At 43.7% G+C, this 26151-nt stretch carries 27 protein-coding genes; 1 reads left to right on the forward strand and 26 read right to left on the reverse strand.

Annotation, left to right across the window (positions count from 1 at the left end; all coding sequences use genetic code 11):
- Positions 1-47 precede the first annotated feature (47 nt).
- From rsmD to NHH16_RS03390, 16 genes are all read right to left on the reverse strand, one after another.
- The gene (gene rsmD, locus NHH16_RS03315; protein WP_262068177.1) at positions 48-587 is read right to left on the reverse strand and encodes a 16S rRNA (guanine(966)-N(2))-methyltransferase RsmD; all 540 of its coding nucleotides are present in this window, start codon (positions 585-587) and stop codon (positions 48-50) included.
- Positions 588-611: 24 nt separating this feature from the next.
- The gene (recG, locus tag NHH16_RS03320; RefSeq protein ID WP_262068178.1) at positions 612-2618 is read right to left on the reverse strand and encodes an ATP-dependent DNA helicase RecG; all 2007 of its coding nucleotides are present in this window, start codon (positions 2616-2618) and stop codon (positions 612-614) included.
- Positions 2619-2627: 9 nt separating this feature from the next.
- Entirely contained in the window at positions 2628-4274 is a 1647-nt protein-coding gene (locus NHH16_RS03325; protein ID WP_262068179.1) for a DAK2 domain-containing protein, read from the reverse strand.
- A gap of 17 nt (positions 4275-4291) precedes the next feature.
- Positions 4292-4651, reverse strand: a complete 360-nt coding sequence (locus tag NHH16_RS03330) for an Asp23/Gls24 family envelope stress response protein (RefSeq protein ID WP_262068180.1) — start codon at positions 4649-4651, stop codon at positions 4292-4294.
- 191 nt (positions 4652-4842) lie between these two features.
- Entirely contained in the window at positions 4843-5031 is a 189-nt protein-coding gene (rpmB, locus tag NHH16_RS03335) for a 50S ribosomal protein L28 (RefSeq protein WP_262068181.1), read from the reverse strand.
- Positions 5032-5091: 60 nt separating this feature from the next.
- Complete coding sequence (locus NHH16_RS03340) at positions 5092-5484, reverse strand: GerW family sporulation protein (RefSeq protein WP_262068182.1); 393 nt, start codon at positions 5482-5484, stop codon at positions 5092-5094.
- Positions 5474-6355, reverse strand: a complete 882-nt coding sequence (locus tag NHH16_RS03345; RefSeq protein ID WP_262068183.1) for a hypothetical protein — start codon at positions 6353-6355, stop codon at positions 5474-5476. Before NHH16_RS03345 ends, NHH16_RS03340 begins: the two co-directional genes overlap by 11 nt.
- Positions 6355-6681: a hypothetical protein gene (locus NHH16_RS03350; RefSeq protein WP_262068184.1), complete on the reverse strand. Its 327-nt coding sequence runs from the start codon at positions 6679-6681 to the stop codon at positions 6355-6357. Before NHH16_RS03350 ends, NHH16_RS03345 begins: the two co-directional genes overlap by 1 nt.
- 14 nt (positions 6682-6695) lie before the next feature.
- Positions 6696-8033, reverse strand: coding sequence for a peptidoglycan D,D-transpeptidase FtsI family protein (locus NHH16_RS03355; protein ID WP_262068226.1), 1338 nt, complete (start codon positions 8031-8033; stop codon positions 6696-6698).
- A 94-nt stretch (positions 8034-8127) separates the two neighbouring features.
- A complete protein-coding gene (locus tag NHH16_RS03360; protein ID WP_262068185.1) occupies positions 8128-9537 on the reverse strand; it encodes an FtsW/RodA/SpoVE family cell cycle protein in 1410 nt (469 codons plus the stop codon).
- Positions 9538-9543: 6 nt separating this feature from the next.
- Positions 9544-11592 carry a U32 family peptidase gene (locus tag NHH16_RS03365; RefSeq protein ID WP_262068186.1) on the reverse strand — a complete coding sequence of 683 codons (2049 nt, stop codon included), beginning with the start codon at positions 11590-11592 and terminating at the stop codon, positions 9544-9546.
- 73 nt (positions 11593-11665) lie between these two features.
- Positions 11666-12067: a cell division protein ZapA gene (locus NHH16_RS03370; protein ID WP_262068187.1), complete on the reverse strand. Its 402-nt coding sequence runs from the start codon at positions 12065-12067 to the stop codon at positions 11666-11668.
- A gap of 71 nt (positions 12068-12138) precedes the next feature.
- Positions 12139-13140 carry a Holliday junction branch migration DNA helicase RuvB gene (gene ruvB, locus NHH16_RS03375; RefSeq protein WP_262068188.1) on the reverse strand — a complete coding sequence of 334 codons (1002 nt, stop codon included), beginning with the start codon at positions 13138-13140 and terminating at the stop codon, positions 12139-12141.
- 16 nt (positions 13141-13156) lie between these two features.
- Positions 13157-13759, reverse strand: a complete 603-nt coding sequence (ruvA, locus tag NHH16_RS03380; protein WP_262068189.1) for a Holliday junction branch migration protein RuvA — start codon at positions 13757-13759, stop codon at positions 13157-13159.
- The gene (locus NHH16_RS03385) at positions 13756-14256 is read right to left on the reverse strand and encodes a Gx transporter family protein (protein WP_262068190.1); all 501 of its coding nucleotides are present in this window, start codon (positions 14254-14256) and stop codon (positions 13756-13758) included. Before NHH16_RS03385 ends, ruvA begins: the two co-directional genes overlap by 4 nt.
- 8 nt (positions 14257-14264) lie before the next feature.
- The gene (locus NHH16_RS03390; RefSeq protein ID WP_262068191.1) at positions 14265-14645 is read right to left on the reverse strand and encodes a NusG domain II-containing protein; all 381 of its coding nucleotides are present in this window, start codon (positions 14643-14645) and stop codon (positions 14265-14267) included.
- Between the two features lie 96 nt (positions 14646-14741).
- On the opposite strand from NHH16_RS03390, the gene NHH16_RS03395 reads away from it, so the two are divergent.
- The gene (locus NHH16_RS03395; protein ID WP_262068192.1) at positions 14742-15698 is read left to right on the forward strand and encodes an FAD:protein FMN transferase; all 957 of its coding nucleotides are present in this window, start codon (positions 14742-14744) and stop codon (positions 15696-15698) included.
- On the opposite strand, the gene NHH16_RS03400 is transcribed toward NHH16_RS03395, so the two are convergent.
- The 10 genes from NHH16_RS03400 to NHH16_RS03445 all read right to left on the reverse strand — a co-directional run bounded on the left by NHH16_RS03400 (position 15695) and on the right by NHH16_RS03445 (position 26111).
- Positions 15695-17521: a COG1361 family protein gene (locus tag NHH16_RS03400; protein ID WP_262068193.1), complete on the reverse strand. Its 1827-nt coding sequence runs from the start codon at positions 17519-17521 to the stop codon at positions 15695-15697. The two genes, NHH16_RS03395 and NHH16_RS03400, sit on opposite strands and share 4 nt — an antisense overlap.
- 146 nt (positions 17522-17667) lie before the next feature.
- Positions 17668-18144, reverse strand: a complete 477-nt coding sequence (locus NHH16_RS03405; protein WP_262068194.1) for a hypothetical protein — start codon at positions 18142-18144, stop codon at positions 17668-17670.
- Positions 18145-18213: 69 nt separating this feature from the next.
- Positions 18214-18627 carry a DUF2752 domain-containing protein gene (locus NHH16_RS03410; protein ID WP_262068195.1) on the reverse strand — a complete coding sequence of 138 codons (414 nt, stop codon included), beginning with the start codon at positions 18625-18627 and terminating at the stop codon, positions 18214-18216.
- Positions 18620-19417, reverse strand: a complete 798-nt coding sequence (locus NHH16_RS03415; RefSeq protein ID WP_262068196.1) for an RnfABCDGE type electron transport complex subunit B — start codon at positions 19415-19417, stop codon at positions 18620-18622. Before NHH16_RS03415 ends, NHH16_RS03410 begins: the two co-directional genes overlap by 8 nt.
- Positions 19418-19426: 9 nt before the next feature.
- Positions 19427-20002: an electron transport complex subunit RsxA gene (rsxA, locus tag NHH16_RS03420; protein WP_262068197.1), complete on the reverse strand. Its 576-nt coding sequence runs from the start codon at positions 20000-20002 to the stop codon at positions 19427-19429.
- A complete protein-coding gene (rsxE, locus tag NHH16_RS03425; protein WP_262068198.1) occupies positions 20003-20764 on the reverse strand; it encodes an electron transport complex subunit RsxE in 762 nt (253 codons plus the stop codon).
- A 15-nt stretch (positions 20765-20779) separates the two neighbouring features.
- Positions 20780-21352, reverse strand: coding sequence for an RnfABCDGE type electron transport complex subunit G (locus NHH16_RS03430; RefSeq protein WP_262068199.1), 573 nt, complete (start codon positions 21350-21352; stop codon positions 20780-20782).
- Between the two features lies 1 nt (position 21353).
- On the reverse strand, positions 21354-22280 hold the full coding sequence (locus NHH16_RS03435; RefSeq protein ID WP_262068227.1) for an RnfABCDGE type electron transport complex subunit D: 927 nt from the start codon (positions 22278-22280) through the stop codon (positions 21354-21356).
- Positions 22281-22318: 38 nt separating this feature from the next.
- Complete coding sequence (gene rsxC / locus NHH16_RS03440) at positions 22319-23638, reverse strand: electron transport complex subunit RsxC (RefSeq protein ID WP_262068200.1); 1320 nt, start codon at positions 23636-23638, stop codon at positions 22319-22321.
- A 175-nt stretch (positions 23639-23813) separates the two neighbouring features.
- Positions 23814-26111: a leucine-rich repeat domain-containing protein gene (locus NHH16_RS03445; RefSeq protein ID WP_262068201.1), complete on the reverse strand. Its 2298-nt coding sequence runs from the start codon at positions 26109-26111 to the stop codon at positions 23814-23816.
- Positions 26112-26151 lie beyond the last annotated feature (40 nt).

Below are 26151 nucleotides of genomic sequence, written 5' to 3' on the forward strand. Positions count from 1 at the left end.
ATTGTAACCTAAGTGGTACAAAACTCGGCAGAGGGTATTTTAATTAATTACGCCTTTTCTATAAACACATGTTTATTCGTCTTATATCTTTTCTCTTTTATGACTCTCATAGATAGCTGATCCAAATATGAAAATTCCGTATGTAGATCTGCTTCTACAATAATAAGACCTTCTTCGTTTATCAAATTACTATTAGCCAGGTATTCTAAAACCTGCTTCTCAAGTTCTAAATTATAGGGCGGATCCATAAAGATAATATCAAAAGGTCCTTCTAGAGAAGAGAGTTCCATTAGCACATTTCCCGTCAGGACTTTGCCTTCTAAGTGGGTGTGCTCAAGGTTCTCTTTAATAATGCTAGTACACACCTTGTTCTTATCTACAAAGACAGCTTCCCTAGCACCTCTACTTAGGGCTTCGATACCGATTCCGCCACTACCAGCAAAGAGGTCGAGAAATTTAGCATCAATAAGAAACTGACTAATCATGTTAAAAAGAGTTTCTTTAATCCGGTCCTGGGTTGGTCTCGTCTCCAAACCAGGAGCTGTTTTTAATTTAAGACTTTTGGCACTGCCGGCAATTACTCGCATCTGTTCTCCCTTCAAATGATTGTGTTATAAGGTTCTTACTACGGTACCGTTATCTCCTTGGTGAAAGGTGACTTCCCCTGCCGCTTCGGCGGCTTGCTGCAAAAGCATACTATCTTGAAAGACATCGCCTAATTTAAAGTTCATCAGACCACTTTGACGAATTCCAAATAAATCACCTGGTCCGCGAAGGCGTAGGTCTTCATTAGCGATCTTAAACCCGTCGTTACTTTCATTTAGAATCTCTAAACGCTCTTTAGTCGCTTTCGCTTTGCTACCTGTCATGAAGATGCAGTAGCTCTGGTAATCTCCTCTTCCTACTCGGCCTCTTAGCTGGTGAAGTTGCGCAAGACCGAAGCGCTCGGCATTTTCAATTAAGATCACCGTTGCATTGGGCACGTCGATACCGACTTCGATAACCGTGGTTGAGACTAGGATATCCGTCTGTCCTTTGGCAAAAGCTTCCATAATTTCTTCTTTTTCAGTCTGCTTCATTTTTCCATGAAGAAAGGCTACTTTAGCGGCGTCACCTAGATGTTCCTGTAGACTCTCACTATAGTCGATTACGTTTTCTGCCTCTAGGTTCTCGCTTTCTTCTACCATAGGACAGATTACATAACACTGGCGTCCCGCTTTTACTTGTTCTTCCATAAATTTATAAGCGCTAGGCCGATACCCTGTACCGACTACACAGTTTTTTATCGGTAGCCGATTGGCTGGTAGCTCATCAATAACCGAGATTTCCAAGTCACCATACAAAATAATAGCTAGCGTTCTGGGAATAGGAGTTGCGCTCATTACCAGGATGTGTGGCACATCGCCTTTGCTAGCAAAGGTTTCTCGCTGCTTAACGCCAAACCGGTGCTGTTCGTCAGTAACCACAAGGGCAAGGTTTTGATATTCTACCTTATTTTGAATCAGGGCGTGGGTACCGACGATAATCTGGGCTTCGCCACTAGCGATTCGCTGATAGGCCTCTCGCTTCTCTTTAGCAGTTAACGACCCGGTTAGTAGCTCTACAGAATAGTTAAGCCCTGCCGCTAAAAGCATTTTCTTAATCCCTTCTGCGTGCTGATTTGCCAGCACTTCTGTGGGTGCCATCATCGCTCCTTGGTAACCACTTCCCACACAGGCTAAAAGGGCGTAAAGGGCGACCACCGTCTTTCCGCTTCCTACATCCCCTTGCACTAGACGTGCCATGGGGCGATGGCTGTTCATATCTTTCATGATTTCCCTAATTACCTTCTCTTGAGCCTTCGTAAGGCTATAGGGTAAGCTTTTTACTAGCTTTTCACTAGCCTGGGTATCCTCAGGGGAAAAGTGATTTTGCCACTCCTGCTTATCCTCTGATAGCGCCCGCAAAGAGATGATAAAGCTTAAGAACTCATCGAACACCAAACGCTTACGCGCCTTAATATAATCCTCTTTATCTACCGGAAAATGAATGGCGCGAACCGCCTCTTTAAAGGTTAATAAATCGTAGCTCGCTCGTAGCTCGCTACTTAAATAGTCCTCTTTAAAATTAAGTTCCGTTAAGGCTGTGCGAATCGCTTTGGCGATACCATTGTTTCCGAGGCCCTTTGTCGTCTTATAAAGTGGCCACAGTTGACCGCATTTTTGTTGGTATTTTTCAATCGATTCGAAGATTTCCGGCTGCTCCATAGTCAGAATCCCGCCCCGCCTTGTAATCCGCCCTCTTAAGATATACGCGCTACTTTTGCTCATCATCGTCTTCACGTAAGGCAGTTGAAACCACACCACATCAAGGGTTCCCGTTAAATCCTTAAGCTTTAAGCTGGTAACTGCGAGTTTACGACCTCTGCTCAGCCGAATATTACCTGCTACGTGACCGGTAATCGCTGCCACTGTCCCCTCTTCCACTTCACTAATAGGGACCGGTTCTTCGTAGATATCGTAGCTACTGGGAAAATAGCGAACTAAATCGCCAACCCTTTCGATCCCTAAGGATGCGAAAAGCTTGGCGGTTTTATCTCCTATACCTTTTATTTCATTTATTGGAGTGCTTTCAATCATCTTCTTTTACTATTCAACAGACATTACGTAGTAATAAATCGGTTGTCCGCCGTATTGTAAGTCCACGTCGTAATTCGGATACAGTTCGGTCACTTTTTCAAGAAGGGCATTTGCTTCCTCTTCTTTTACTTCCTCACCGTAATAGATACTGATTAGTTCAGAATCCTCATCTGTCATCGCCTTTAATGTTTCGAAGGCTACTGTTTCGATATCACTACCTACACTTAAGATGCCTTTATCTCCAAGGCCCATGATATCGCCTTCATGAATCTCTTTATCATCAATCTTCGTATCGCGAACAGCATAGGTTACCTGACCGGTCTTAACGTTTTTGATCTCTTCAGCCATCATCTCTGCATTTTCTGCAGCTGTGATTTCTGGTTGATAAGAAATAATGGCGGTAATACCTTGAGGAACGGTCTTTGTAGGAACCACGATAATCTCTTTATCCTTCGTCAGCGCCTGTGCCTGATTTGCCGCTAAGATTACGTTTTTATTATTCGGTAGAATAAAGATTGCCTCAGCGTTTACCTGATCGATGGCATGTAACATATCATCGGTACTAGGGTTCATGGTCTGTCCCCCTTCGATAATATAATCAACGCCTAACTCTTTAAAGATATCGTTAAGCCCCTCACCGATCGATACCGAAATAAAGCCTACTGGCTTACGGGGTTCATCAGCCTTTACTTCTTCCGTCTTCTCTGCTTCTAAGCGCAACTTCTCCTCGTGCTCTTCTCGCATATTATCGATCTTCATGCTGGTAAGAGAACCGTATTTAAGGCCTTTTTGTATAGCTAGACCAGGATCGTTGGTATGTACATGAACCTTTACCACCTCATCATCGGCAACGACTACGATCGAGTCACCAATTGAAGAGAGGTAATTTTTAAATGCTTCCTCATCAGAAGCCGTAAATTTCTTTTCTAGGTTAACGATAAACTCGGTACAGTAACCGAATTTAATCTCTTCGCTACTGCCTTCTGTGCTGGTCTTAGGAGCAGCACTTTTAGGTGCAATGGCGCTATAATCCACCTCTTTACCAAGGAAAGCGTCATACATACCCTTAACAATTTCTACAAGTCCCTGACCACCTGAGTCAACCACTCCAGCTTCTTTAAGCACCGGCAGCATATCCGGAGTCTTTGCTAGGACTTCTTCCATATGTTCAATCATCTTTGGAAGCATAACTTCAATGTCATCTGTCTCTTCCACTAGCTGAGCCGCACTCTCGGCTGCGCCGCTAGCTACCGTTAGAATGGTACCTTCCTTCGGTTTCATAACCGCTTTATAGGCCGTGTCTCTCGCCTTGGCAACCGCAGATGCTAGCGTCAGGGCATCAATCTCCTCATCGTCTCTAATAACCTTTGTAAAACCTCTCAAAAGCTGAGATAATATTACGCCTGAGTTACCTCTAGCGCCTCGAAGTGATCCCGAAGAAATCGCCTTTGCTAGCTCTTTCATCGTCGGACTTTCTAATGCTGTCACCTCTCTAGCTGCCGCCATAATCGTTAGTGACATATTGGTACCGGTATCGCCGTCAGGAACGGGGAATACATTTAATTCGTTGATGTATGCTTTATGAGCTTCGATATTTGCTGCACCTGCCAAAAACATCTTTGCCAGAAGCTCTGCATTAATAGTCTTAACTGCCACAGTACTTCCTCCTTAAATTAATCAATAACCCGAACGCCGTCGATAAACACGTTGATTTTCTCAACTGTCATGCCGGTAAATTCTTCCAGTTTGTACTTAACGTTACTGATTAGATTTTCCGTGACCGTGGGTATGCTTACACCATAAGAGACAATAATATGAAAATCGAGAGAAATTCTATTATCCTCTTCAAAGGTTACTTGAATACCTTTTTGTAAGCTATCTCTTTTTAATAAATGAACCAAGCCATCTTTCACACCCATTGCTGCCATGCCGACAATTCCAAAGCACTCAACAGCAACTGTGCCGCCGTACGTTGCAATTACCTCTGGGTCAACGACGATGTCCCCGAGATCTGTACTAACTTTTCCCTGCATATTTTATACCTCCATTAATTGCCAAATTATAACCGGAAGTGTCATACTTCGCGTAAACCAATTATACATGGTTTGCTATATCTTTTCAATTGTGGTGCAAAAACAACCTAAAATAAAATAGAATTTGCACTTGGCAAATTCTTGCGCCTTCTACAAAAAAAACTCAGACCCGTTAGAATCTGAGTTTCCGACTATGCTCTTTCTACTCTGCCAGATTTTAAGCAAGAAGTACAAACATACATCTTCTTTGTTGCACCTGCTGTAGTTTTAACACGTACTGATTTGACGTTTGATTTCCACATTTTTGGTGTCTTTCTATGTGAGTGACTTACATTGTTTCCAAAGTGAGCACCTTTTTCACAAATAGCACATTTTGCCATGACTGCACCTCCTAACATTCTCAGAGTCCGCTCAAACGAACTCGCAACAGTAATATTCTACTAAATGGTTTCTTCCTTGTCAAGCATTTCCATGACATCTTCTTCGGACAATTTCGATTCTTTTTTATTTCCAAAGCGATCTAGCACTTCTGGGATCATATCGAGAATCTTCGTCATCGTATCCTGATTCTTAATATTAACCAAGCGAGTATTGCCATTTTGGAAGACGAGAACCGCACTAGGGGTAACCTTGCCACCCATTCCACCACTGCCCTTATCCTTAGCGTTCTCTGCTAAGGAACCGGCGGCGATAGCAAACGATACATCGACTAAAGGAAGGATAATCGTCTCGCCTACATAGATAGGTTCCCCTACTACCGTTTTGGAAGATACGAGGCCGTCCATTCCTTTAAAAAGCGCCTCAACTGTTGTCTTAAAGTCATTATTTGCCATTGCTAACCCCTTTCTGTAGTGCCAAACCGTCTTTAACTGTCTGGCGAATCTCTTTCTTCAGTAATAGCGTAATGGCCATTCCGAGAAAATAGACCATTCTTATTTTTCCTTTTATATAAAGATCACCGCTTAAAACCTTGTTTTCCAAATCTGGATACAGCTCTATCTCTTTAAACGCTGCCAGTGGCTTTAAGGCGCTATAACCTGCCATTAAGTATCCCGTAGTGGCAGGATCATCAAACCCGATATTTACACTTCCTTTGAAGCGTTTTGGCGTTAATCTTCGGAGAAGCTTTTTAAGCTGTTTAAAGAAATAGCGTAATGCTATTTTTGTCGTTTCTTCGTTTAGGAAATCTTTTACTGAAGTTATTTTATCATAAATGCTTTTTAATGTATATTTGATCTTCTGAAAGATTTTCATAGCCTTGTCTTTCCACGAGGTTTTCTCCGTCTTTACCTTTTCTTCCGTAGATATCCGGGGTGCTTCTGCCTGTGGCGGCGGAGACTCTTTAGTGACCGGTATAGACTCCCCAGAGTCCTCCCTCGCCGGGACCACTTCGTGACTGATTTCGCTAGTGTTTTCATAAGAACTTTCATCAGGGCTCTCCTCCTTTATGAGTTCAAACCATAATATTTTGACCGATAATTTGCTATCTTCCTTGCTATAAGAAAAGCGAATGCGAAGCAGCGACCATAGCCAACTCACTTTAATCCGTACCTGGGTACTTTCAAAGTCCCCAGCGCTCTCACCGCTTGCTTCGTACTTAATGGCTAGAAAAAGCACAATCAAGATTAGCAATACCAGTAACCCTAGTATCGCTAATAAAATAATCCCGATTACTTTTATAATTCCCAAAAGTACTCCTAGCATTAACGCCTCTCCTTAATCCTATCTAGCAAAAAATCGCTGATATTTACATCCTTAGTCGCAAGATAGACCTCCGTCGCAATCTCTTCGAGCAAATCCTCGGCTTCCTCATAGTCCTTTGCCAGTCCCACTACCGTTAGGTCTTCATGAGGATAATGCTCTCCTAGGGTTTCCCGGTAGCTAATAATCTCCAGCCGATTATCAAGCTTACCATTGAGACACAGCAGATAGACGCTTTTGCTCTCCTGCCGATTTCTAATCTGGTAAAGGATATCATGCTTTTTACTGCCGATTTTTGCTCCTGTATAAAGGTAATTCCAGACTTCCATCTCTTTCCCTCACTTTACTGATTGTAATACTGGTCAAAGACCGCCCCGGCCACATCGGTTGCCCGACCAGCCCCGTCAGATTTCTCGATTACCACACTGACGACTAAATCCGGGTTATCCATATTGGAAAAACCAACGAACCATGAGTGGTTCTTTTCCATTTCATCACTATATTCTGCGGTGCCTGTCTTGCCAGCCACATCGTAGCCACCGCGTCCTAGGTTGCTGGCTGTCCCGTAATCCACTACTTGCTTCATATATTCTTTCAGCTGTGACGCTTCTGCAGCAGTCATTAACGCCCCATAGCTTTTTGGCATCTTCTTTTCTACTACGCTACCACCATTATTCTGGGTGTAGTCTAGAAGATAAGGAGTCATTAGCTCCCCGCCATTAGCAATCGCTGCGGTAATAAGAGCCATATGATAAGGACTTACCTGAACCTTCCCTTGTCCCATGGCCGTCATCATCTTATCGCCATCACTAGCGGCAGCGGTTATTCCCGTATGACTAACGGTATTCCCAAAGCCGCCAGGCAGCTTTTTTTCAAAAAGCAGTTCTTCTGCCGTCTTTTGAAATCTGTCTTGGTTAAGACTAAGACCAATATTAGAAAAAGAGGTATTACAGGAATAGGCTACGGAATTTCCTAAATCCTCATGACCGTGAGCCGTATTGTTGTAACAAGCGATACTGACACCGTTATAGTCGATAACGCCTGAGCAATCGTAGGTGTAATTTCCATAGGTATCAGGATTTTCCCGCATATATTCTAAGGTGGTTACCAGTTTAAAGGTAGACCCTGGTGCGTAGCTACCGTTACTAACCCGGTTAATAAGGACGCTATTTTCATCAGAGTTAAGACCTTCCCACTGAGCAGACACCTGATTAGGGTCAAAGCTCGGTTTCGAAACCCAGGCAAGAATCTTCCCAGTGCTTGGCTCAATGGCGACGACAGCTCCGTTAAAGGAACCAAGAGCATTATAAGCGGCCTGCTGAAGACTGGTGTCTAAAGTGGTGACCGCACTATCACCTGGCTGCTTCTCATCAGCAAAATCTGCCTTAATCTTATCTAAAATAAAGGCATTAGATGTTAGTAGGTCAAAGTTTAGAGTGGACTCTAAACCGGCTTTTCCGTGAACGTTATATCCTACCACGTGACTGTAGAGATCACCGTAAGGGTACACTCTGGCCTCACTGCCGTCTTCGGCTTTAACAGTCTCAGCTAACACTTCCATATTTCGGTCGTAGATGGTACCTCTGGTTATGTACTTTGCATAATTATCCTGTCTGGCGTTATACGGGCTTCTGACTACTTCATCGGCACGCACTACATTAAAGTAGACAAGATAACCGATGAGACAGAGAAACACCGCGACAAAACTATAGGTAACAAAAGCAAACTGTCGATTTCTATCTTTCTTTTCTCTCTTCTTTTGCTTGTTTTCTTTTTTATAGGCCCTTCGCTCTTTGGCGGTCATTTCCTGAATTCCCAGCTCTTCTTCCAGCTTTTCTAGAGCCTGCTTCTCTTCGTAACTTTTTCTTCCTTTGCTCATTTTCTTCCTCTTCTCTAAGAATATAAAGCCCCTGAATAATCGCAAACATAATCAATGTACTTAGTAAAGAACTACCGCCGTAGCTAACGAGTGGTAAGGTTACCCCTGTAGAGGGAATAAACTTGGTAACACCACCAATCATGACAAACACCTGAAAGATGTAAACCGTTCCTAGACCTAAGGCTACTAAGCGATAAAACATGCCCTTTAGTTCCATAGCAATATTCAAAAACATAATGTAGACACTAATACAAATCAGAATTAGACAGATGCCAAAAATCAACCCTAACTCTTCACAGATGGCCGAGAAGATAAAATCTGACTCAGCTACAGGTATCTTTTCGGGCTCACCCTGCATAAGTCCCACACCTAACCAGCCACCAGTAGCGATGGCAAAGAGGGACTGGGCTACCTGGTAACCGCCGTAATCGTAATTGGCAAAGGGATCCTGCCAAGCCTGTACCCGGACCTTAACGTGGCTAAAAAGCTTAAAGCCAAGTACCGAAGCCCCAGCCCCAGCTACCCCGCCAGCAAGTAGATATAGCGGTTGCTTTGTCGCTACATACAGCATGGTAAGATAAACCACAAAGAGAATGAGCCCCGCTCCTAAATCCGTACTGTATACGAGAATCAGAACGTGCAGAGCCGCTACCGCCGTAGTAAACACGATATTCTTAAAGCTCAAACTATACTTAAAACTTGATGCCACAAAGAATACCAGCAAGATTTTAATAAACTCCGAAGGCTGAATGCTAAAACCGCCAAAGGTAAAGCCAAGGAGCGCACCGCCAGAAGCCTTTGCCAAAAGCAGTACCGCTAAGAGGGAAACAATCCCTACGCCGCCATAGATGTACCGCAGTTCCGAAAGCACCTTTAGCTTCTTAATGATAATAGGCACCACTAGCGAAATTCCAATGCCGATAGCGGCAAAGATAAACTGCTTAAAGGCCAACTCATACTCTAGGCGCGTCAGCATAATAAAGCCAACTGTTAGTAGCATACACATATTATTTAGGACCACTCGGGATACTTTCGGGTATAGTTTTGTATACGCCAATATAGTGGTTGCTAGTAGCACCACTTGCAAACCATATAGCCCAGCAATCTGTACATCAAAATCCTTTTGCATAAAGAGAATCAAAAAAGAAATCAAATGCAATAAAAACATCAGGACATTTTGATTGCGTAGCATATCCCGCTTGCTATCCGGATCCCAAGTGCTAAATACAGCAAAACAGGAATACGTATAGACAGCCATAAGGATAATGATTACGTATTTTGATATTTCCACAATAAGATGACTCATAATTACTTATACTCCTCTGTTCCAATGCCCTTTCGTATAATCTACGCCAGGACCAGTCTGCGCTTCGTTACCTAAAAGCACCTCCCGGACCTCTTCACCCTCTTCACCTGTGAAGTAATAGAGAAAACCTTGGGGAGAAAGGCGACTGAGTGCTTCTGTCTCCTTTAAGAGACTTAAGATAGCGCTATTATAGATTACATTATAGCAGTATTTATCACTATTTTTAACCGGAAATTTTTTCTGATAACGATCCACCAATTCGCCCTCTGTTAAAGTCACCTGCTGAGCCGTCACCATTAGCGGAATCCGACCATAGACCATCAACACCATGGGGGTATTTAAATCTCTTAGTTCATGGCGATTAAGCTCTAGCGGATAGCTAAGCACGTCTACCCCTTGGGCTTTTAAAAACGAAACTGCATACTCGTTAAACGTATAGAGCCTAGGCGAAGCGATAATTTCTCCTTGGTAACCGTTCTCTTTTAGGTAGGCCAGTTCATCCAGATTATGAATATATACGCCCCTATATTTTTCTAACTGCTTTAGTGCCACTTGCTTTTGGCGACTAGGACGAAAGATAATCGGTAATTCTAGATAGCCCTTTTCTTCAGCACCTGATAATACCGCTTCTGTGCCGATAAGTTGCTGGTCCCTATCTAGTGAGAGTGCTGCCTCTAACTGGGCTTTTGTCGATACGTGGATCAAATTTATTTGTGATTGCGACTTTACCACTGGCGCTTTTTCGTTAACAGCTAGCGTTCGCGGCGTTCTTTTAGAAAACCATTCCTGTTCCCTAAGATAACAGTCTAGCAAGTTATTCTTAAGACTTTTTAAAGCAATACGCCGAATTTCATTAAGAGCACCCATAGCTAAATAAAGCCCTTCATCTAAATCGACCTGGATATGCGCAAATACAAACGGGGTGTTGCCCGTCTTTTTTAACCGTTTTTCAACCGCGGCAGCAGATAAGGGCTGATTCATTGCCGGTGAAGGCACTACCCCATAGACAGTTGCCTCACTCCCGCCACTGCTAACGCGAAAGCAGATCTCCTGACCACTGCGAATAGTTATTATGCCTGTACAAGTTATTTTTTTCTCAGGGATTTCTTGGGCTTCTATAACCTCCTCAAGTTTCCCTTCTGGACGATTAAGAGAAAGCATACTGCCCTTTTGGCTCTCCTTGTAATATCCATTACTATACCCTCGGCGGCGATAAGCACTTTGCAAACTCTTCACATCCGTTTTCGCCACCTGATACTGCTGGGGACTGGCCAAATAAAGATCAATATATTTGCGATATATCTTTACCACCTGGTACACATAATCCGGCGACTTCATACGTCCCTCGATTTTGAAAGAGACCACACCCGCCTGAATCAGCTGAGGAATCAGGTGTAACGTCTCCATATCCTTCATGCTAATTAAGGTCTGTTCACGGTTATCGCCAAGGGAAAAAGGCAAGCGACAAGGCTGAGCACAAGCCCCCCGATTGCCACTTCTACCACCAAGCATACTACTAAAGAGACACTGTCCGGAGTAGCCGACGCACATCGCTCCGTGAATAAAGCATTCCAGCTCAATATCCACCGCCTCCTTAATCTCTCTCACTTCCTCTAAGGTTAGTTCCCTAGCCGGTACAATCCGGGTTAAGCCGTAATCCTTAAGAAGTTGGGCTCCGTATTTCGTCGTTAAGCTCATCTGGGTACTTGCGTGAATTGGTAGTCCTGGAAACTCTTCGTGAATCAGTTTGACTATACCTAGGTCTTGAACGATGACCCCATCGATTCCCGCCTCGTAATAAGGGGTTAAAAACTCGCGAAACTCCTCTAACTCTCGTTCTTTGATTAAGGTATTTACTGTCAAATAGATCTGCTTTCCATACAAATGGGCATAGGAAATTCCCGCTAGCAAATCCTCCGTCTCCGGATTCTTAGCAAACGCCCTGGCCCCAAACTTCTGGCCACCTATATAGACCGCATCTGCACCGGCGCTAATTGCTGCCTTAAGGCTAGCAATTGACCCCGCTGGTGCGAGTAACTCTACCTTTCTCTTCATACAAACCACCTTTTAATTAAATCAACGTTCTATTACGTAAGAAGGACATGCTTTGCATGTCCTTCTAAATTTCTTAACCTTTTAATTGTGTTTCTAACTTGACGATGCGCATTTGCAGCTCTTTGTTTTCTTCTTTCAGCTTATCCATCGTCTTTTCCGCATTCTCTAGTTTAATCTGAGCCGAGATAAGTTCATGCTTCAAATCGTACATCTCCTTATCCTTCGTCTCAATATCCGTCTCTAACGTACCACCTTGTTTTCTGGCTTTAAAGTAGTCATCGGCTATATTTAGCGCTAACAAAATACTGCGGGTCTCGGCATTCTGCTTGCGATAACCCTCACTATTACTACACTCCTCGATTTTATGATTTAAATAGCTGGAAACCTTCTGAAGATAATCTTCACTTTCAAATCCACTAAGTGTAAAGACTTTTCCGCCAATTAAGACTTCGGTGAAATTCTTTGATGATGCCATAAGTGCCTCCTCATTGCTTTTTCATCTCTAAAAATCATTATAAACTAAATTGTGTGAAAAAACTACCATTTTTAGACATTTTCCCTAGGAATGCCTAAATGGCGATAGGCTTTATCCATTACCAGGCGCCCTCTTGGGGTCCGCTGAATAAACCCGTTCTTTAGCAAATAGGGTTCGTAGACATCTTCAATCGTCCCCGCATCCTCTCCTAAGGAAGCCGAAAGGGTATCAAGACCCACTGGTCCCCCTGCAAATTTATCAATCATAACCTGAAGTAGTTCTCTATCCGTCTGATCAAGTCCCTCTTTATCCACATCAAGTAAATCTAAGGCATAATCAGCCACCTTCGCATCAATATGTCCTTCATACTTAACCTGAGCAAAATCGCGAACCCTTTTAAGCAAACGGTTAGCAAGTCTAGGTGTCCCTCTTGAACGCTTTGCTAGCGCTGTCGCTCCCGCATCATCAATGCCTACTTCTAGCACACCGGCTGAGCGCTTAATAATCGTCTCCAGCTCAGGAACTGTATAGAACTCCATTCGATGTACAACTCCGAAGCGGTCTCTTAAAGGGGCTGTTAACATCCCCGCTCTTGTGGTGGCGCCGATTAGCGTAAACTTCGGCAAATCAAGACGAATTGACCGGGCTGTGGCACCTTTTCCTATCATGATATCGATGGCATAATCTTCCATCGCTGGGTATAGTACCTCTTCTACCTGTCGATTTAGGCGATGAATCTCATCTACAAAGAGCACATCATTCTCCGCTAAGTTATTAAGGATAGCCGCCATCTCCCCTGGCTTTTCAATCGCCGGTCCTGACGTAACCTTTAAGTGAACGCCCATCTCCTTGGCAATAATACCTGCTAGCGTCGTCTTCCCAAGTCCCGGTGGTCCGTAGAATAAGACGTGATCAAGGGCTTCACTGCGGCCCTTCGCCGCCTCAATATAGACCTTTAAAATCTCCTTGGCCTTCTCTTGTCCGATATATTCATCCAGGCTTTCCGGTCGTAAGTTGTTCTCAATCCGGACATCTTCCTCGATATTTTCCGTCGTAATAATTCGCTTCTTCACAGCAATTCCCCTTATCTTAACCGATTATATTTTTCAGTGCCAGCTTAAGCAGCGCCTCGACCTCAAGTTCATCGGCATTCGCCACCTTTTTAACCGCCTTTAAGGCTTCCGAATTACCGTATCCTAAAGCCACAAGGGCTTGCACGGCCTCGGCTGTCTTTTCATTATCAGATGAGACGGCAAAATCCACGTCCCCATCCCCTCTTAGGGTGTCCTCGATATTTACCTTATCAGCTAATTCGATAATCAGCTTTTCCGCAGTCTTTTTCCCCACACCTGGAGCCTTGGCGATAGCCTTAGCGTCTTTACCGATAATCGCGAAACGCAGTTCATCCGGTGTCATAATGGAAAGGATTGCTAAGCCCCCCTTAGGACCAATGCCACTAACGCCGATTAAGAGCTTAAAGATATCCAAATCATCTCGCGTTAGAAAGCCAAAGAGCTGCATCGCATCCTCTTTTACATTTAGATAGGTATGCACCTTCACCTCATCGTGAAGACCACCTAAGCGGCTAATCGCTTCATTAGCCATAAAGAGACCGTAGCCGATGCCACCGTTCTCGATTACCACATAGCCGTCATAGACAGCCACTAAATCTCCCTTAATATAATTAATCATCTTCCACTTCCCCTTATCTGTTTTAATCTACCCAGGACGCTCCAGGCGACGACGCCGAGCACAAACCCTGTCACTAATCCGGCAATCAGTAATACTGGTAAATAATAAATCACCTGTCTCGTAGAAACCATGACCGCCGCTACCATCAGCTGACCTAAATTGTGAAACACGCCACCGGCAATGCTGACACCGACTACTGTGTTACGGCCAATTCGCTTTAGTAGAAGCATCACTAGAAGGCTTAAAAGCGCACCGCCTAGACTGTACCATAGAGACGCCATATTGCCGAAAGTAAAGCCTGTTAACAGTACCTTCAGAACATCCAAGGCAATCACTTCACCTAGCGGAAATAGATATATTGCGATTACGATAACCAGATTTGCCAGGCCTAGCTTGATTCCTGGAATGCCAAATCCTAAAGGCACTAAGCGCTCTACGTACCCAAGGATAAAAGCTAGGGCTAAAAGTAGGCCAAATTGTGATATTTTCTTCGTCATGGCATCTCCTAATTCGTAGTGCTATCAAGCTCGCTTAACTGGTCACTTTCCACCGTGACTACCACTTTATGAGGTAAGCAGATAATACTCTCACCATTCTTGGAAATCGGTTTATGATTCACGCATAAATGATCCGGGCAAGTGGCCGTAATCATCTTCGCTTGACCGTCCTTAATTCTTAATGTGTTTTTCCCGCCGAGAATCTGGACTTCCTGATCTGTCTTTAACGAATATGTGCCAGTCTCCTTGCCTTCTACTTGAATCCTTACCTGCCCGCCTGCTTTAGCCGCAAATACAGTCCCAGCAAAAATCCCCCCGGCAACTAAGACAATCACCAATATTAAGATTACATCGTAGCGATTTAAATAGCGTTTTATCGTTTTCATCATCGTCCCTCTTCCTTAGCATTCTAGCACAGCAATGAGACAAAAGCAACCAAGTGTTCGATTGCGATAAAGAGGAACACTTGGTATACTTTTATCACTATGAAAAAACTATTATTATCACTAATTATTTGTTCACTATTTCTATGCAGTAGCTGTTCCACGCCGGATGCGGTGACCAATATTCAAGGAATGTATTTTGATACGGTGGTTACGATTTCGCTTTATGACAGGGAAAGTGCTAAGTTAAGTCCAGAAATCGAAGCCCTTTGCCAAAAATACGATGATCTACTATCCAAAACTAACGAAGAAAGCGATATTTTTCGTTTAAATCACAGCGGAGGTACTCCCGTCGAAGTGGATGCGGGGACGGCTGAGCTCTTAACCTTAGCCAAGTCATACGCTGCCATGACCGATGGCTGCTTTAACCCGGCCCTGGGAAGCGTGACGAGCCTCTGGGATTTTAAAGACAAAAAAACAGTGCCCTCTAGCGCTGATTTAGAAGTAGCGCTAGAGAACACCAATTATCAAGATCTGCAAATTGATGGGCAAACGATCACCTTAAACAATCCTTTGATGCAAGTAGATATAGGCGGTATCGCTAAGGGTTACATCGCTGATAAAATAAAAGATTATCTGCTCTCTAAAGGTGTGGAAAACGCCTTGATTAACCTCGGCGGGAATGTCCTCGCTATTGGTGAAAAACCAGGGGGCAGCCCCTTTAAAATCGGTATTCAAAACCCTCAGGAAGAGACTGGTGAAGCCTTAGCTGTTGCCGAAATTGACAACGAAAGCGTAGTTACCTCCGGTACCTACCAGCGTTTCTTCGAACAAGATGGTATTCGCTACCATCATCTCCTTGATCCAGCTACCGGTTATCCGGCAGATAATGACTTAGAAAGCGTTAGTATTATCTGCGATTCATCCACAATGGCAGATGCTCTTAGTACAGCCTGCTTTGTTATGGGCTATGAAAAAGGCGCTGCCTTTATCGAAAGCCTTGAGGACGTTCAAGGAATCTTCATCACTAAAGATTTGGTAGTCCATAAAATCGACTAATTAACCGCAAGGGGCGTCACCTCATCTCCGGGAATCACTGGGTGGATTTCCGGATACCCTTTTTTGCCCTTCACCGAAGGTAGAGCTTCTCTTGGTACAATGAGTCCCTCTTCCCCAATGGTAACGGCTACTATGTTACGGCTACTTGCTGTCACGGTTTCTTCACTGCCAAAGGTACCAGCATAGACGAAAGATTCACTTTCTAAGCTATCTGTAATCAGCGTTGGCGTGTAGGTATACACAATCGTTAAGGTGTCCTTGTCTGGGTTTAGCTGGGTGGTAATCTGTAACTCCTCACCGTTTAAACGGTAATCTTCTCCAGGAGCTAATACTTTCTTATTCTTAAGAACCTGAAGCCCAGTCGCACCTCGCGTAAATAATTCGTTCTCAATACGGATGCCTTCTAAGACACCATTTCCTGCATTTTCAATCTTAAGGGTGTAATTAACAGGTGTCCCTAGAGAAACCTCTTTCTTATCGGTGGTCTGCGTAAGCTTTACCTTGCTTACCGTTGGCTCTTTAACCAGCAGGCCTACCGTAGCATCTGTGGACACTTCTGTGCCCCGTTCACTGCCTAAGGCTCTAACTATTGCCTCATTTTCATATTCCCCAAGACCTTCCATACGGATAGCAAAGGTAACCACTAGCTTTTCTGCTACCGGTAGACTTTCAAGAAGCGTAATCTCACCACCAGTATTATCGTTTGCAAAGGTATAATCCTTGGCAAGCGATAACTCCTCTTTCCCCTTCTTCACTTTCAGTGAATCTTCCTCAAAATGGTAGCTTTGACCGATATACGTCTTCAAATACTTGTCGCTTATCCTAATCTCCTTCAGTTCATCACTACCGGTATTCGTTACCGTTAATTTGTAAATCACGGTGCTTCCAATGGCCGCGTCCTCTTTACTGCTATGTTCGGCGCTAAGGGCTACCTCCGGATGTAGGGGCGTAGATACTGGCACCGAATGAGTAAGAGTGTCATATACCTTCACCTCAGGAGTACCCACTTGCTCGCCTTCAAGCACCACATCACTTTCGTAGGCTCTTGCTTCTTCCGGCGTAAACGCAAACTCAATACGAACGATTTCATTAACTAATAACGGCTTAAGCAAGGTAATCGTCCCTGTCTCTAAATCGAATTCATAATCAACCCAAGGTAGAAGCGCTTCTTCTGCCTCGTCTTTCTTCTTAAAGAGATTTAATCCCTGACCCGGTGCCTCTAAGTCGTAATTAACTAAGGCTTTATCGGAAACCTTTAGGGCGGTTAAATCTACCTGTCCTTTATTGATTACCTTAATGCTCTCAGTTACCAACTCACCTACAAGAACATGCCCAGAGGCGCTACTCTTTTCTAGTTTGACATTACCGCCTAATTGGGCATTTCTAAAGGTAATAACCCCATCCCCGGAAGCAATCCGCCCATTTTCACACTCGATCTCTCTTACGGTTTGCTCCAAAAGCCAGCCATTTAAAGATGACTTCTTATCGTCGTTCACCCAAGTTTCCTGAGTTACCTTGATGACACCAGTGTAATTCGGAATTAGCGACTCAATGGCAACTTCCTGTTTTCCCTGATAAAAGGTAACCTCACCGTTTTTTGTTTCCTTGGTTTCGATAATCAGTTCTTCACTCTTTTCCGTCTCCTCTGTCTCCTGAACGGTTATCTTAAGCTTAAAACGAGCGGCCAAGTTACTTTCAACAATCATCTCTATCTTTGGCGTTGTACCTTCTTTGTCATCAGGTATCGCTTCGTCTGCGTAAACCGACAAGGAAATGAGTAACCAACCAAGTGTACACAAAAATATACTTTTTAAATATTTCACATCACTTCCCCCTTCACATTTCTTTGTATCTACTATATCAAGAAATAGTCACAGATGGGTCACTAATATTCTGAATTTTTCGTAAAAAAGATTTCAGAAATATAAAAAGGTTCTTGGGCATATTTCCCAAGAACCTTTCACACTTTCTAATATCCGTAAGAACCGATACCAGCAAAGATAGCGGCACCAAAAATGGCGATAAACAAGATATATAATATTAAAGCAATTGCTGACATAACAAGTCCGGCACGGCAGAAGTTTCTTCTGTTGATGTTACCTGTACTTGAGAATGCCCATACAAAATACATTACAATACCTACACAAGGAACCATCAGGACAATTAAAGTTAATAACCAATCCTTCATCTCCATAGGACTCTTATCTAAGTTAGCATCCTTATCAAACGTTGGTTGCTGTTGATACTGTTGTTGGTATGGTTGTTGATACTGTTGTTGTTGATATTGCTGTTGGTATTGTTGTTGAGGCTGTGGTTCTGGTGTTACCTCCGGCGCTGGTGCTGCCTCAGGTGTTGCCTCTGGGGTTACATTTGCATTAGGATCGTTGTAAACATTGTATTGATCCTGATTCTCATTGTTCATTCCATTATTTTCATTATTTTCCATAGTCATTTCTCCTATCATTTTTTCTTTCTTAAGAATATCATAATATGATATCCTACGCAATCTTTTCTCTTATCCCAGGCTATTCCCGAGAATATTTTGATAGTAAAACGACATTGGCGGTTCTCCAGGAAAATACCGATACATTCGGTAAATATAATAAATAAGGCTAAGGACAACCATAATTATAAAAATATAGACTACACCTTTGCCAATTCTCTCCTTTTTAAGGTAGCGCTTAATAAATAGATAAATCGCCATGACCGCTAAAGGAAAGATAAAGGCATGATAGTAAAGAGCCTCTTGAAAATCTAAACGTAGCAAGGCGAGCGCCGCCCTTGTCATGCCACACGCTGCGCAAGGGTAGCCGGTAATTAGGACAATCGGGCAAAGATTGTGAAAAAACACCTTCATAATCAGCAAATAGGCAATTACCGAAATAATTGCCCATTTTTGCTGCTTGATATCATCTATTAATCTAGACATTGTAAATAATCTTCTTCGGGCATTTTTCCGCGCAAACGCCACAGTTTGTACATTTTTCTACATCGATATGAGCGATATTGTCTACTACATGAATAGCGTCAAACTCACAGTTCTTCTCGCAGATACGACAAGCGATACAACCCACCTTACAGGCAGCCATAACCCCTTTGCCGTTGTCTTTGGAGTCGCACATTACCCAATATTTCTGATCGTAAGGAACCATTTCAATAATCTTTTGTGGACAAGCAGACACACACTGCTCACAGGAGCGACACTCTTCCTTATTAACAAGAGCGATGCCGTCCTTCATTTCAATGGCGTCAAAAGGACAAGCGCGCACGCACGTGCCACCACCTAAGCAGCCGAAGCTACAGGCTTTTGCACCGCCGTCTTGCATGCCCTTCATCATCACACAATCATCAAGACCGTAATATTCATAATTTTGCTTAGCCGCCTCACAGGTACCGGCACATTTCACGTACGCTACTTTCTTCGCAGTGGCCCCGGCTTCAACACCCATTATTGCACCTACCGTCTCTGCTACTGAATCACCACCTACCGGACAGGCGTTAACCGGTGCCTCTCCGGCCGCAATAGCCGCTGCTAGGCCAGAACAACCTGGATAACCACAGGCACCACAGTTATTTCCTGGCAGTGCTTCTAATACTTCCTCTTCTCTTGGATCCACTTCAACGGCAAACTTTTTTCCGGCTAGACCGAGAAAAAGACCGATAAATAAACCGACTGCACCGACGATCGCCGTAGCAATTAATATTCCTGAAATACTCATCCTTTCCTCCTATATAAGTCCAGCAAAGCCAAAAAAGGCAATTGCCATTAACGCTGCTGTAATTAATACAATGGGAGTACCTTTAAAAGCTGCTGGTACATCGTTATATTCGGTTTTCTCCCGAATACCTGCCATAATGATAATGGCCAGAGCAAAACCAGCACTGGTACCAATACCGTTGATAACTCCCTGAAGAATCGTATAGTCCTTTTGCACATTCACAATTGCTACACCGAGAACGGCACAGTTCGTAGTAATCAGCGGTAGGTAAACCCCTAGAGCACTATAAAGAGCTGGCATCGCTTTCTTTAAAAACATTTCTACGAATTGTACAAGGGCAGCAATTACCAAAATAAAGACAATCGTCTGCAAATATTCAAAGTGTAAAGGTACTAAGACTAGCTTATAAATGGTACTCGTTACAAAAGAAGCGATGGTAATTACAAAGATTACCGCACCGCCCATGCCTGAAGCTGTCTCTACTCGCTTGGATACACCAAGGAAAGGACAAATTCCCAAAAACTGACTGAGTACTACGTTATTTACTAAGGCTGAACCAATAGCAATTAATAATAATTCTTTCATCTATTCGTCCTCCTTGTCTGTTTTATCTTCTACTTTTTTATCTTCCGCTTCACCGGTGGGGAACACTTGGCTACCACAGCCAGCGCCGCAGCTTGCACAGCCTTCACCACACTCTTTCGCTGGTGCGACTTTTTTGCCTTTTTTCGCCATTTCGATACGTACCTTATTCTGAATCGCTACCAGAATCGCCAAGACCAAAAAGGCACCCGGTGCCAAAATAAAGATGGTAATCGGTACGTAACCCGCTTGTCCGGTGGCTTCATCTGCCAAAGGAATCAGTTGATAACCAAAAGCCTGACCGGAGCCGATTAGCTCTCTTACCACACCAATAGCTGTCAAACCTACGGTAAATCCAAGTCCCATACCAACACCATCAACGGCTGATAAAAAGACAGGATTCTTCGAAGCAAAACTCTCCGCTCTTCCGAGGATAATACAGTTAACCACGATTAGTGGAATGTAGATTCCCAGTGATTGGTACAAAGCAGGGGTAAATCCTTCCATCAGGAACTGAACAATGGTTACGAAAGACGCTACCACAACGATAAATGCCGGGATTCGCAACGAATCTGGAATAATCTTTCGGAGCATCGAAATCAAGACGTTAGACAAAATCAAAACGATTGTTGTTGATAAGCCCATACCGATACCATTAATAGCTGAGGTGGTTACCGCAAGGGTCGGACACATACCTAGCATTAACACGAAGGTCGGGTTTTCTTTAATCAATCCATTTAATAGGACATCTTTTGCTTTACTCATCTTTCACCCTCCTTCCTAAAATCCAGCCTGAGCATACACTAAGGCTGCGTTAACTGCTTCTGTTACTGCACGAGAAGTGATGGTCGCCCCACTAATCGCATCGATAGGCTCTCCAGAACCGCCGTCTTTAGATACGGCAAAACCTTCTGCGCCTTTACCGATATATTGGCCATAAAAGCTTTCTTCTTTGGCTTTCATACCCAGACCTGCGGTCTCAGAAATCTCTAGGAAAGATACACCACTAACGGTTCCTTCGGTGGTAACCCCTACAGTAACTTTAATATCACCGCCGTAACCTGCTTTACTGGTAGTTGTCACTACATAGCCCTTATCGCCTGCCTTACAGACTTCATTCACCGTAATGTCCGGTAGAGCTTCCTTTACCGCATCTTCTCCGGCTTTATCGACAGAAAGCACTTCAAAATCAGCGGCAGCCGCTTCAGGAAATACTTCTTGCCAAGCTGCCTTTTTGGCATTTTCGGTCGCTATAGCAATCGGTTCTTTTGTAATCTCATACACCAGACCAAGCGCCGCGCCGGCAATAACTGTAATCAAAGTTAAAATAATTGTATTTTTCATCATCTTCATCTTATTCCCCTCCTTTGCCAAAAGGCTTTGGTAGCGTAAATCGCTCAATCAAAGGAACGAATAAATTGCTGATTATAATTGCATAGGACACGCCTTCTGCCGAACCACCAAAGAGACGGAACAGACCAGTTAGAATCCCCAGTAAGGCACCGTAGATATATTGACCTTTTTTAGTAATCGGACTCGTCACGTAATCCGTCGCCATAAACCATGCTCCTAGCATTAAGCCACCACCACATAGGTGCGCGGTAATGTAATAAGGGTCAAAAAAGCTTACCTCAGGATTGACTACAGGACCAAAGATACCCACGAAAATCGCGGTGGTTAAAATATAGGTCCCCGGAATTCGTAAATCGATAATCCCTAACATAATCAAGATAATCGCCCCTAGTAAGATAGCGATTACGCTCGTCTCCCCGATGGTACCTGCTGTCTTACCGATTAACATCGAAGTGGTATCCACGATGCTTCCTGACTTAAGCGCTTGAAGCGGCGTCGCTCCACTCACACCGTCGTAGATAAAACGAGTCATCGGACCGGTAAAAGAAATTACGAGAAAACATCTAGCCCCAAGAGCGGGGTTCATAAAGTTTTGGCCCAAACCACCAAAAAGCTGCTTAACCACTACAATGGCAAAGAAGCTACCTAGGGCGCCCATCCATAAAGGCGCTGTAGGAGGCATGTTAAGACCTAAAAGCAAGCCAGTTACCACGGCACTAAAATCTTTCACCGTGACCGGTTTTTTCATCATTTTTTCATAAAGAAATTCCACTAAAACTGCCGCAATCGTTGTCGTTAGCAGCATCGCTAAAGCTTGTAAACCGAAATTATAGATTCCAAAAGCCGAAGCCGGTAATAAGGCAATGGCGACATACATCATAATTTTGCTTGAATCTATTTTATCTCTTACGTGAGGCGATGCTGACATATTTAATTTTAATTCATTCACTCTCTTCACCTCTTCCTTTAGCTTTTCTTCTTATTCGCAAGAGCTTGCTTACGCATGGTTCCCATTGCTTGCTTTAGGGGACGCTTTGCTGGACACACGTAGCTACAGCAGCCACACTCCATACATTCAAGACCTTGCCATTTAACAAAGGTTTCTTCATCCTTGTTCTCGGCGTAATCTGCTAGTCGTGAAGGCACTAGTCGGCTAGGACAGACCTCGACACAGCGACCGCAGTTAATACAAGCTGTCTCAGCCATCTCGGCAACAGCATCTTTGCTAAAGGCTAGTACGGCAGAAGAAGTCTTCGTTACCGGAACATCTAAGTCAAACATAGAGAAGCCCATCATCGGGCCGCCACTGATTACTTTTTTCGGATCTTCCTTAAAGCCACCAGCCGCTTCGATTAACTCAGAGTACTTCGTTCCCATATATACCCGGAAGTTCCCCGGATTCTTAACGCAGTCGCCACTAACGGTAGTAACTCGGTTAATGGTAGGAATTCCTTTGCGAACTGCTTTATACACATTGATCAAAGTCTCCACATTGTCCACGATACAACCGGCATCAGCTGGTAACATTGCTGAGTTAATTGCTCGCTTCGTGGTAGCGTAGATCAGTTGACGCTCACCACCTTGTGGATACTTTGTCTCTAGTTTACAGACTGTAATTTTCTCATCATTCTTAGTAAGCTCAGTCATCTTCGCGATGCAATCTGGCTTATTGTCTTCAATCGCTAAAATTCCCCGCGCGTTATCAAATAGACTAAGCACGATACGTAAACCTTCCACAATCTTCTCACCGTCTTCAAGCATACGACGATAATCGGCAGTGATATACGGTTCACACTCAGCACAGTTCGCGATGATGTATTCGATTTTTTCTGGTTCTTTTGGTGAAAGCTTTACATGAGTTGGGAAACCGGCACCGCCCATGCCTACAACTCCTGCTGTCTGAATCTTCTTGATAATCTCTTCCCGTGGTAGACTAAAAGGATCATCACACCCTTCAAACTCCACTTCGTTAAACAGCCCATCGCTTTCCACGACTACTGCCTCTACGCGACCACCAGTTGCTGTCAAAACTCTTTCGATTCCTTTCACTGTCCCCGAAACAGATGAATAAACCGGTGCTGACACAAATCCGCCAGCCTCTGCTAACAACCCGCCACGTAGTACTTCATCGCCTTTTTTTACCACTGGTACTGCCGGTGCTCCAATATGCTGAGATACCGGAAATACCAAGTCACCTTGCGGCTTCAACGTTACTATGGGCGAATCCTTCGCCAACTCTTTACCGTCAGCTGGGTGGACGCCCCCTTTAAAAGTAAACAACGCCATCTCGTAACCCTCCTTTTTATGCTTTCTTAACTATAACTTAATTTTCAATTTTTTGCCATGAAATATAGACAAATAGATGTATCTTTTTTAAAACATTTTGCCATATATTTAACAACCGGGAGGTTGGTACCATATTGGTCCAAAGCTCCCGGTCTTCTACTTAATATAATATTTGTTATCTTGCTTTATTCCTGCGATACGTGGCCGTGCCTAGAATCGCTACGCCCGCAATCATGCAGAGAACGAGATACAGGAGCTGGTTGCTATCATCTCCTGTTTTTGGGTTGCTCTGATGTTTTGTAGGCTCTACTAGCTTTTTCACAGTAAGTGTCGTTTTTGCATAACCATCCGTATAAAGCGCCTGTACATTATATGTGCCCTCTTGCAACGTTTTCAAATAGCTTGTGGGTAAGGTGATGACTGTGCTACCTGCCTTTGCTGTAGCTGCTACATCTGCATCGTTTACCGTCGTTTTAACGTAATCAGAGAGTTCGCCATTTACAGAGAAAGTCACACCGTCTACGCCTCCGGTGTATGTTGCCGGAGCAGAAAGGATTTCATATTCATACCAAAGCGCCATGGTTACCTCTCCCGTAAGTTTAAAGGAAACCTGCTTGTCTGTATGAGTACTTCCATTTTCCCAAGCAACTGCCGGAGAAGGCTTCCACATCACAAAGCTCTTGCCTGCTACCGGTGTCGCTGTCAGCGTTACAATGTTTGTAAAAACATCATATCCGTAATTCTTATTTTCTTTGGGATTGATATCGCCTGGCACCCCTAATACCGTGCCGGCCGGAAGATTTAGTTGACCAGTCTTGGTTATCAGGGTCCGAACAGGGTTGCCCGAACAGAATACCCATTCTAGGTTTTCGTTGTTCAAGTTTAGCTTACTTAGTTGAGGATTATTATAACAGTATAGTTCCTTTAGTGCAGCGTTATTACTCACATCTAATTCACTTAGCTGGGTGTTATGGCAATATAGCGTCTCCAACCATGTATTTCGGCTCACATCTAAGTCTTTTAGCTGGGTATTATTGCAAGTCAGTATAGATAATGCTTCATTTTTCCTTACATCCAGTTCGCTAATCTCGGTATTATCGCAGCTTAGCCAGCCAAGTTTCGTGTTTTGGCTCACATCCAAAACGTTTAACTTCGTTTCATAACAGTCTAGATCTGTCAGTTCAGTATTTGCACTTACATTCAATTCGGTTATCTCCGTACTATGACAATCTAGCTGTTCTAGCGAGATGTTTTCGCTTACATCCAGTTCGCTAATAGGAGTGGTTGAACAGTCTAGATGCGACAAGTTCTCGTTTTTTTTCAGATCTAACGCACTCACACTAGTACTATTACAAGACAGATGGGTAAGCTTAGCATTTTGGCTTACATCCAAAGTACTTACACCGGTGCTATTACAGTATAGCTCCTTTAGGTTAGTCAGATACGATACGTTCAGCTCACTCACCTTGGAGCCATTACAAGATAAAATAATCAGCTCGGTATTTTTGCTCACATCCAGTACGTTTATTTCAGTGCCATCGCAGTACAGCTCCTCTAGCGCGGCGTTTTTGCTTATATCCAGAGCGCTCACACCAGCGCCATTGCAAGTTAACTTTTTAAGCTGAGTGTTTTTACTCACATCCAGTGTCTCTAAGCCCTTGCTATCGCAAAATAGCTCCTCAAGTTCAGTACAGCTCCTTAAGTCCAGATTTTCTAAAGACGTATATGAGCAAGACAGATACGTAAGTGCGGTCTTATTGCTTAAGTCTAGATCCGCCACCTGGGTCTTATTACAGGATAGATACGCAAGTGCAGCGTTTTTGCTTACATCTAAAGCCGTTAAATTAGTACCATCACAGGATAGATGAGTCAGCGCAGTATTTTGACTCACGTCTAGTTCGCCCACCCCGGTGTTATCGCAGTACAGCTCTCTCAAATTCTTCAAGTCAGATACATCCAATTTACCGAGCAGGTCCATTTTGTTCACTTCATCCTGTTCGTCATCGGTTGCCTCCAATTTGCTCAGCATCAAAGCAATAATGTTTCTCGGACTCTCACCCTCATCGCTCCAAGTGACAACTTCTGTCCAGTCTTCTGGCGGTTCTGTATCCCCTTCTTCGAATTTTGTCAACTCAAGCTCTGGGTGTTCTTCTATAATCTTATTCATTGCGTTAATATCTTCCGTAGAATATTCCTCCAAAGCCCTAAGCTCTCCCTGTAGAGTAAGAGACGGTGTTGTTGTAATCACCTCTGACACCTCTGGCACTTCTAGTCCTTCACAACCGGCAAAGTCTACTCCGCATACCGCACAGTCTGTATTGGCGTTTTCCCTAACATCACATAACGTTTTGCACGCGCAGACTGGTTCGTCAGTTGGACCCTGGGCCAGTGCTACTGTTGGCACAAGTGTCAATGTCGACACAACTAGCATAGCTATTAACTTCTTTAATGTCTTGTTCGGTACTTTTCTCATAAGCAACCCCTCTTTTTCATTCTTGTTTTGTAGTTTTGAA

The sequence above is a fragment of the Ohessyouella blattaphilus genome, from assembly GCF_024721265.1.
GTDB lineage: Bacteria > Bacillota > Clostridia > Lachnospirales > Lachnospiraceae > Aequitasia > Aequitasia blattaphilus_A.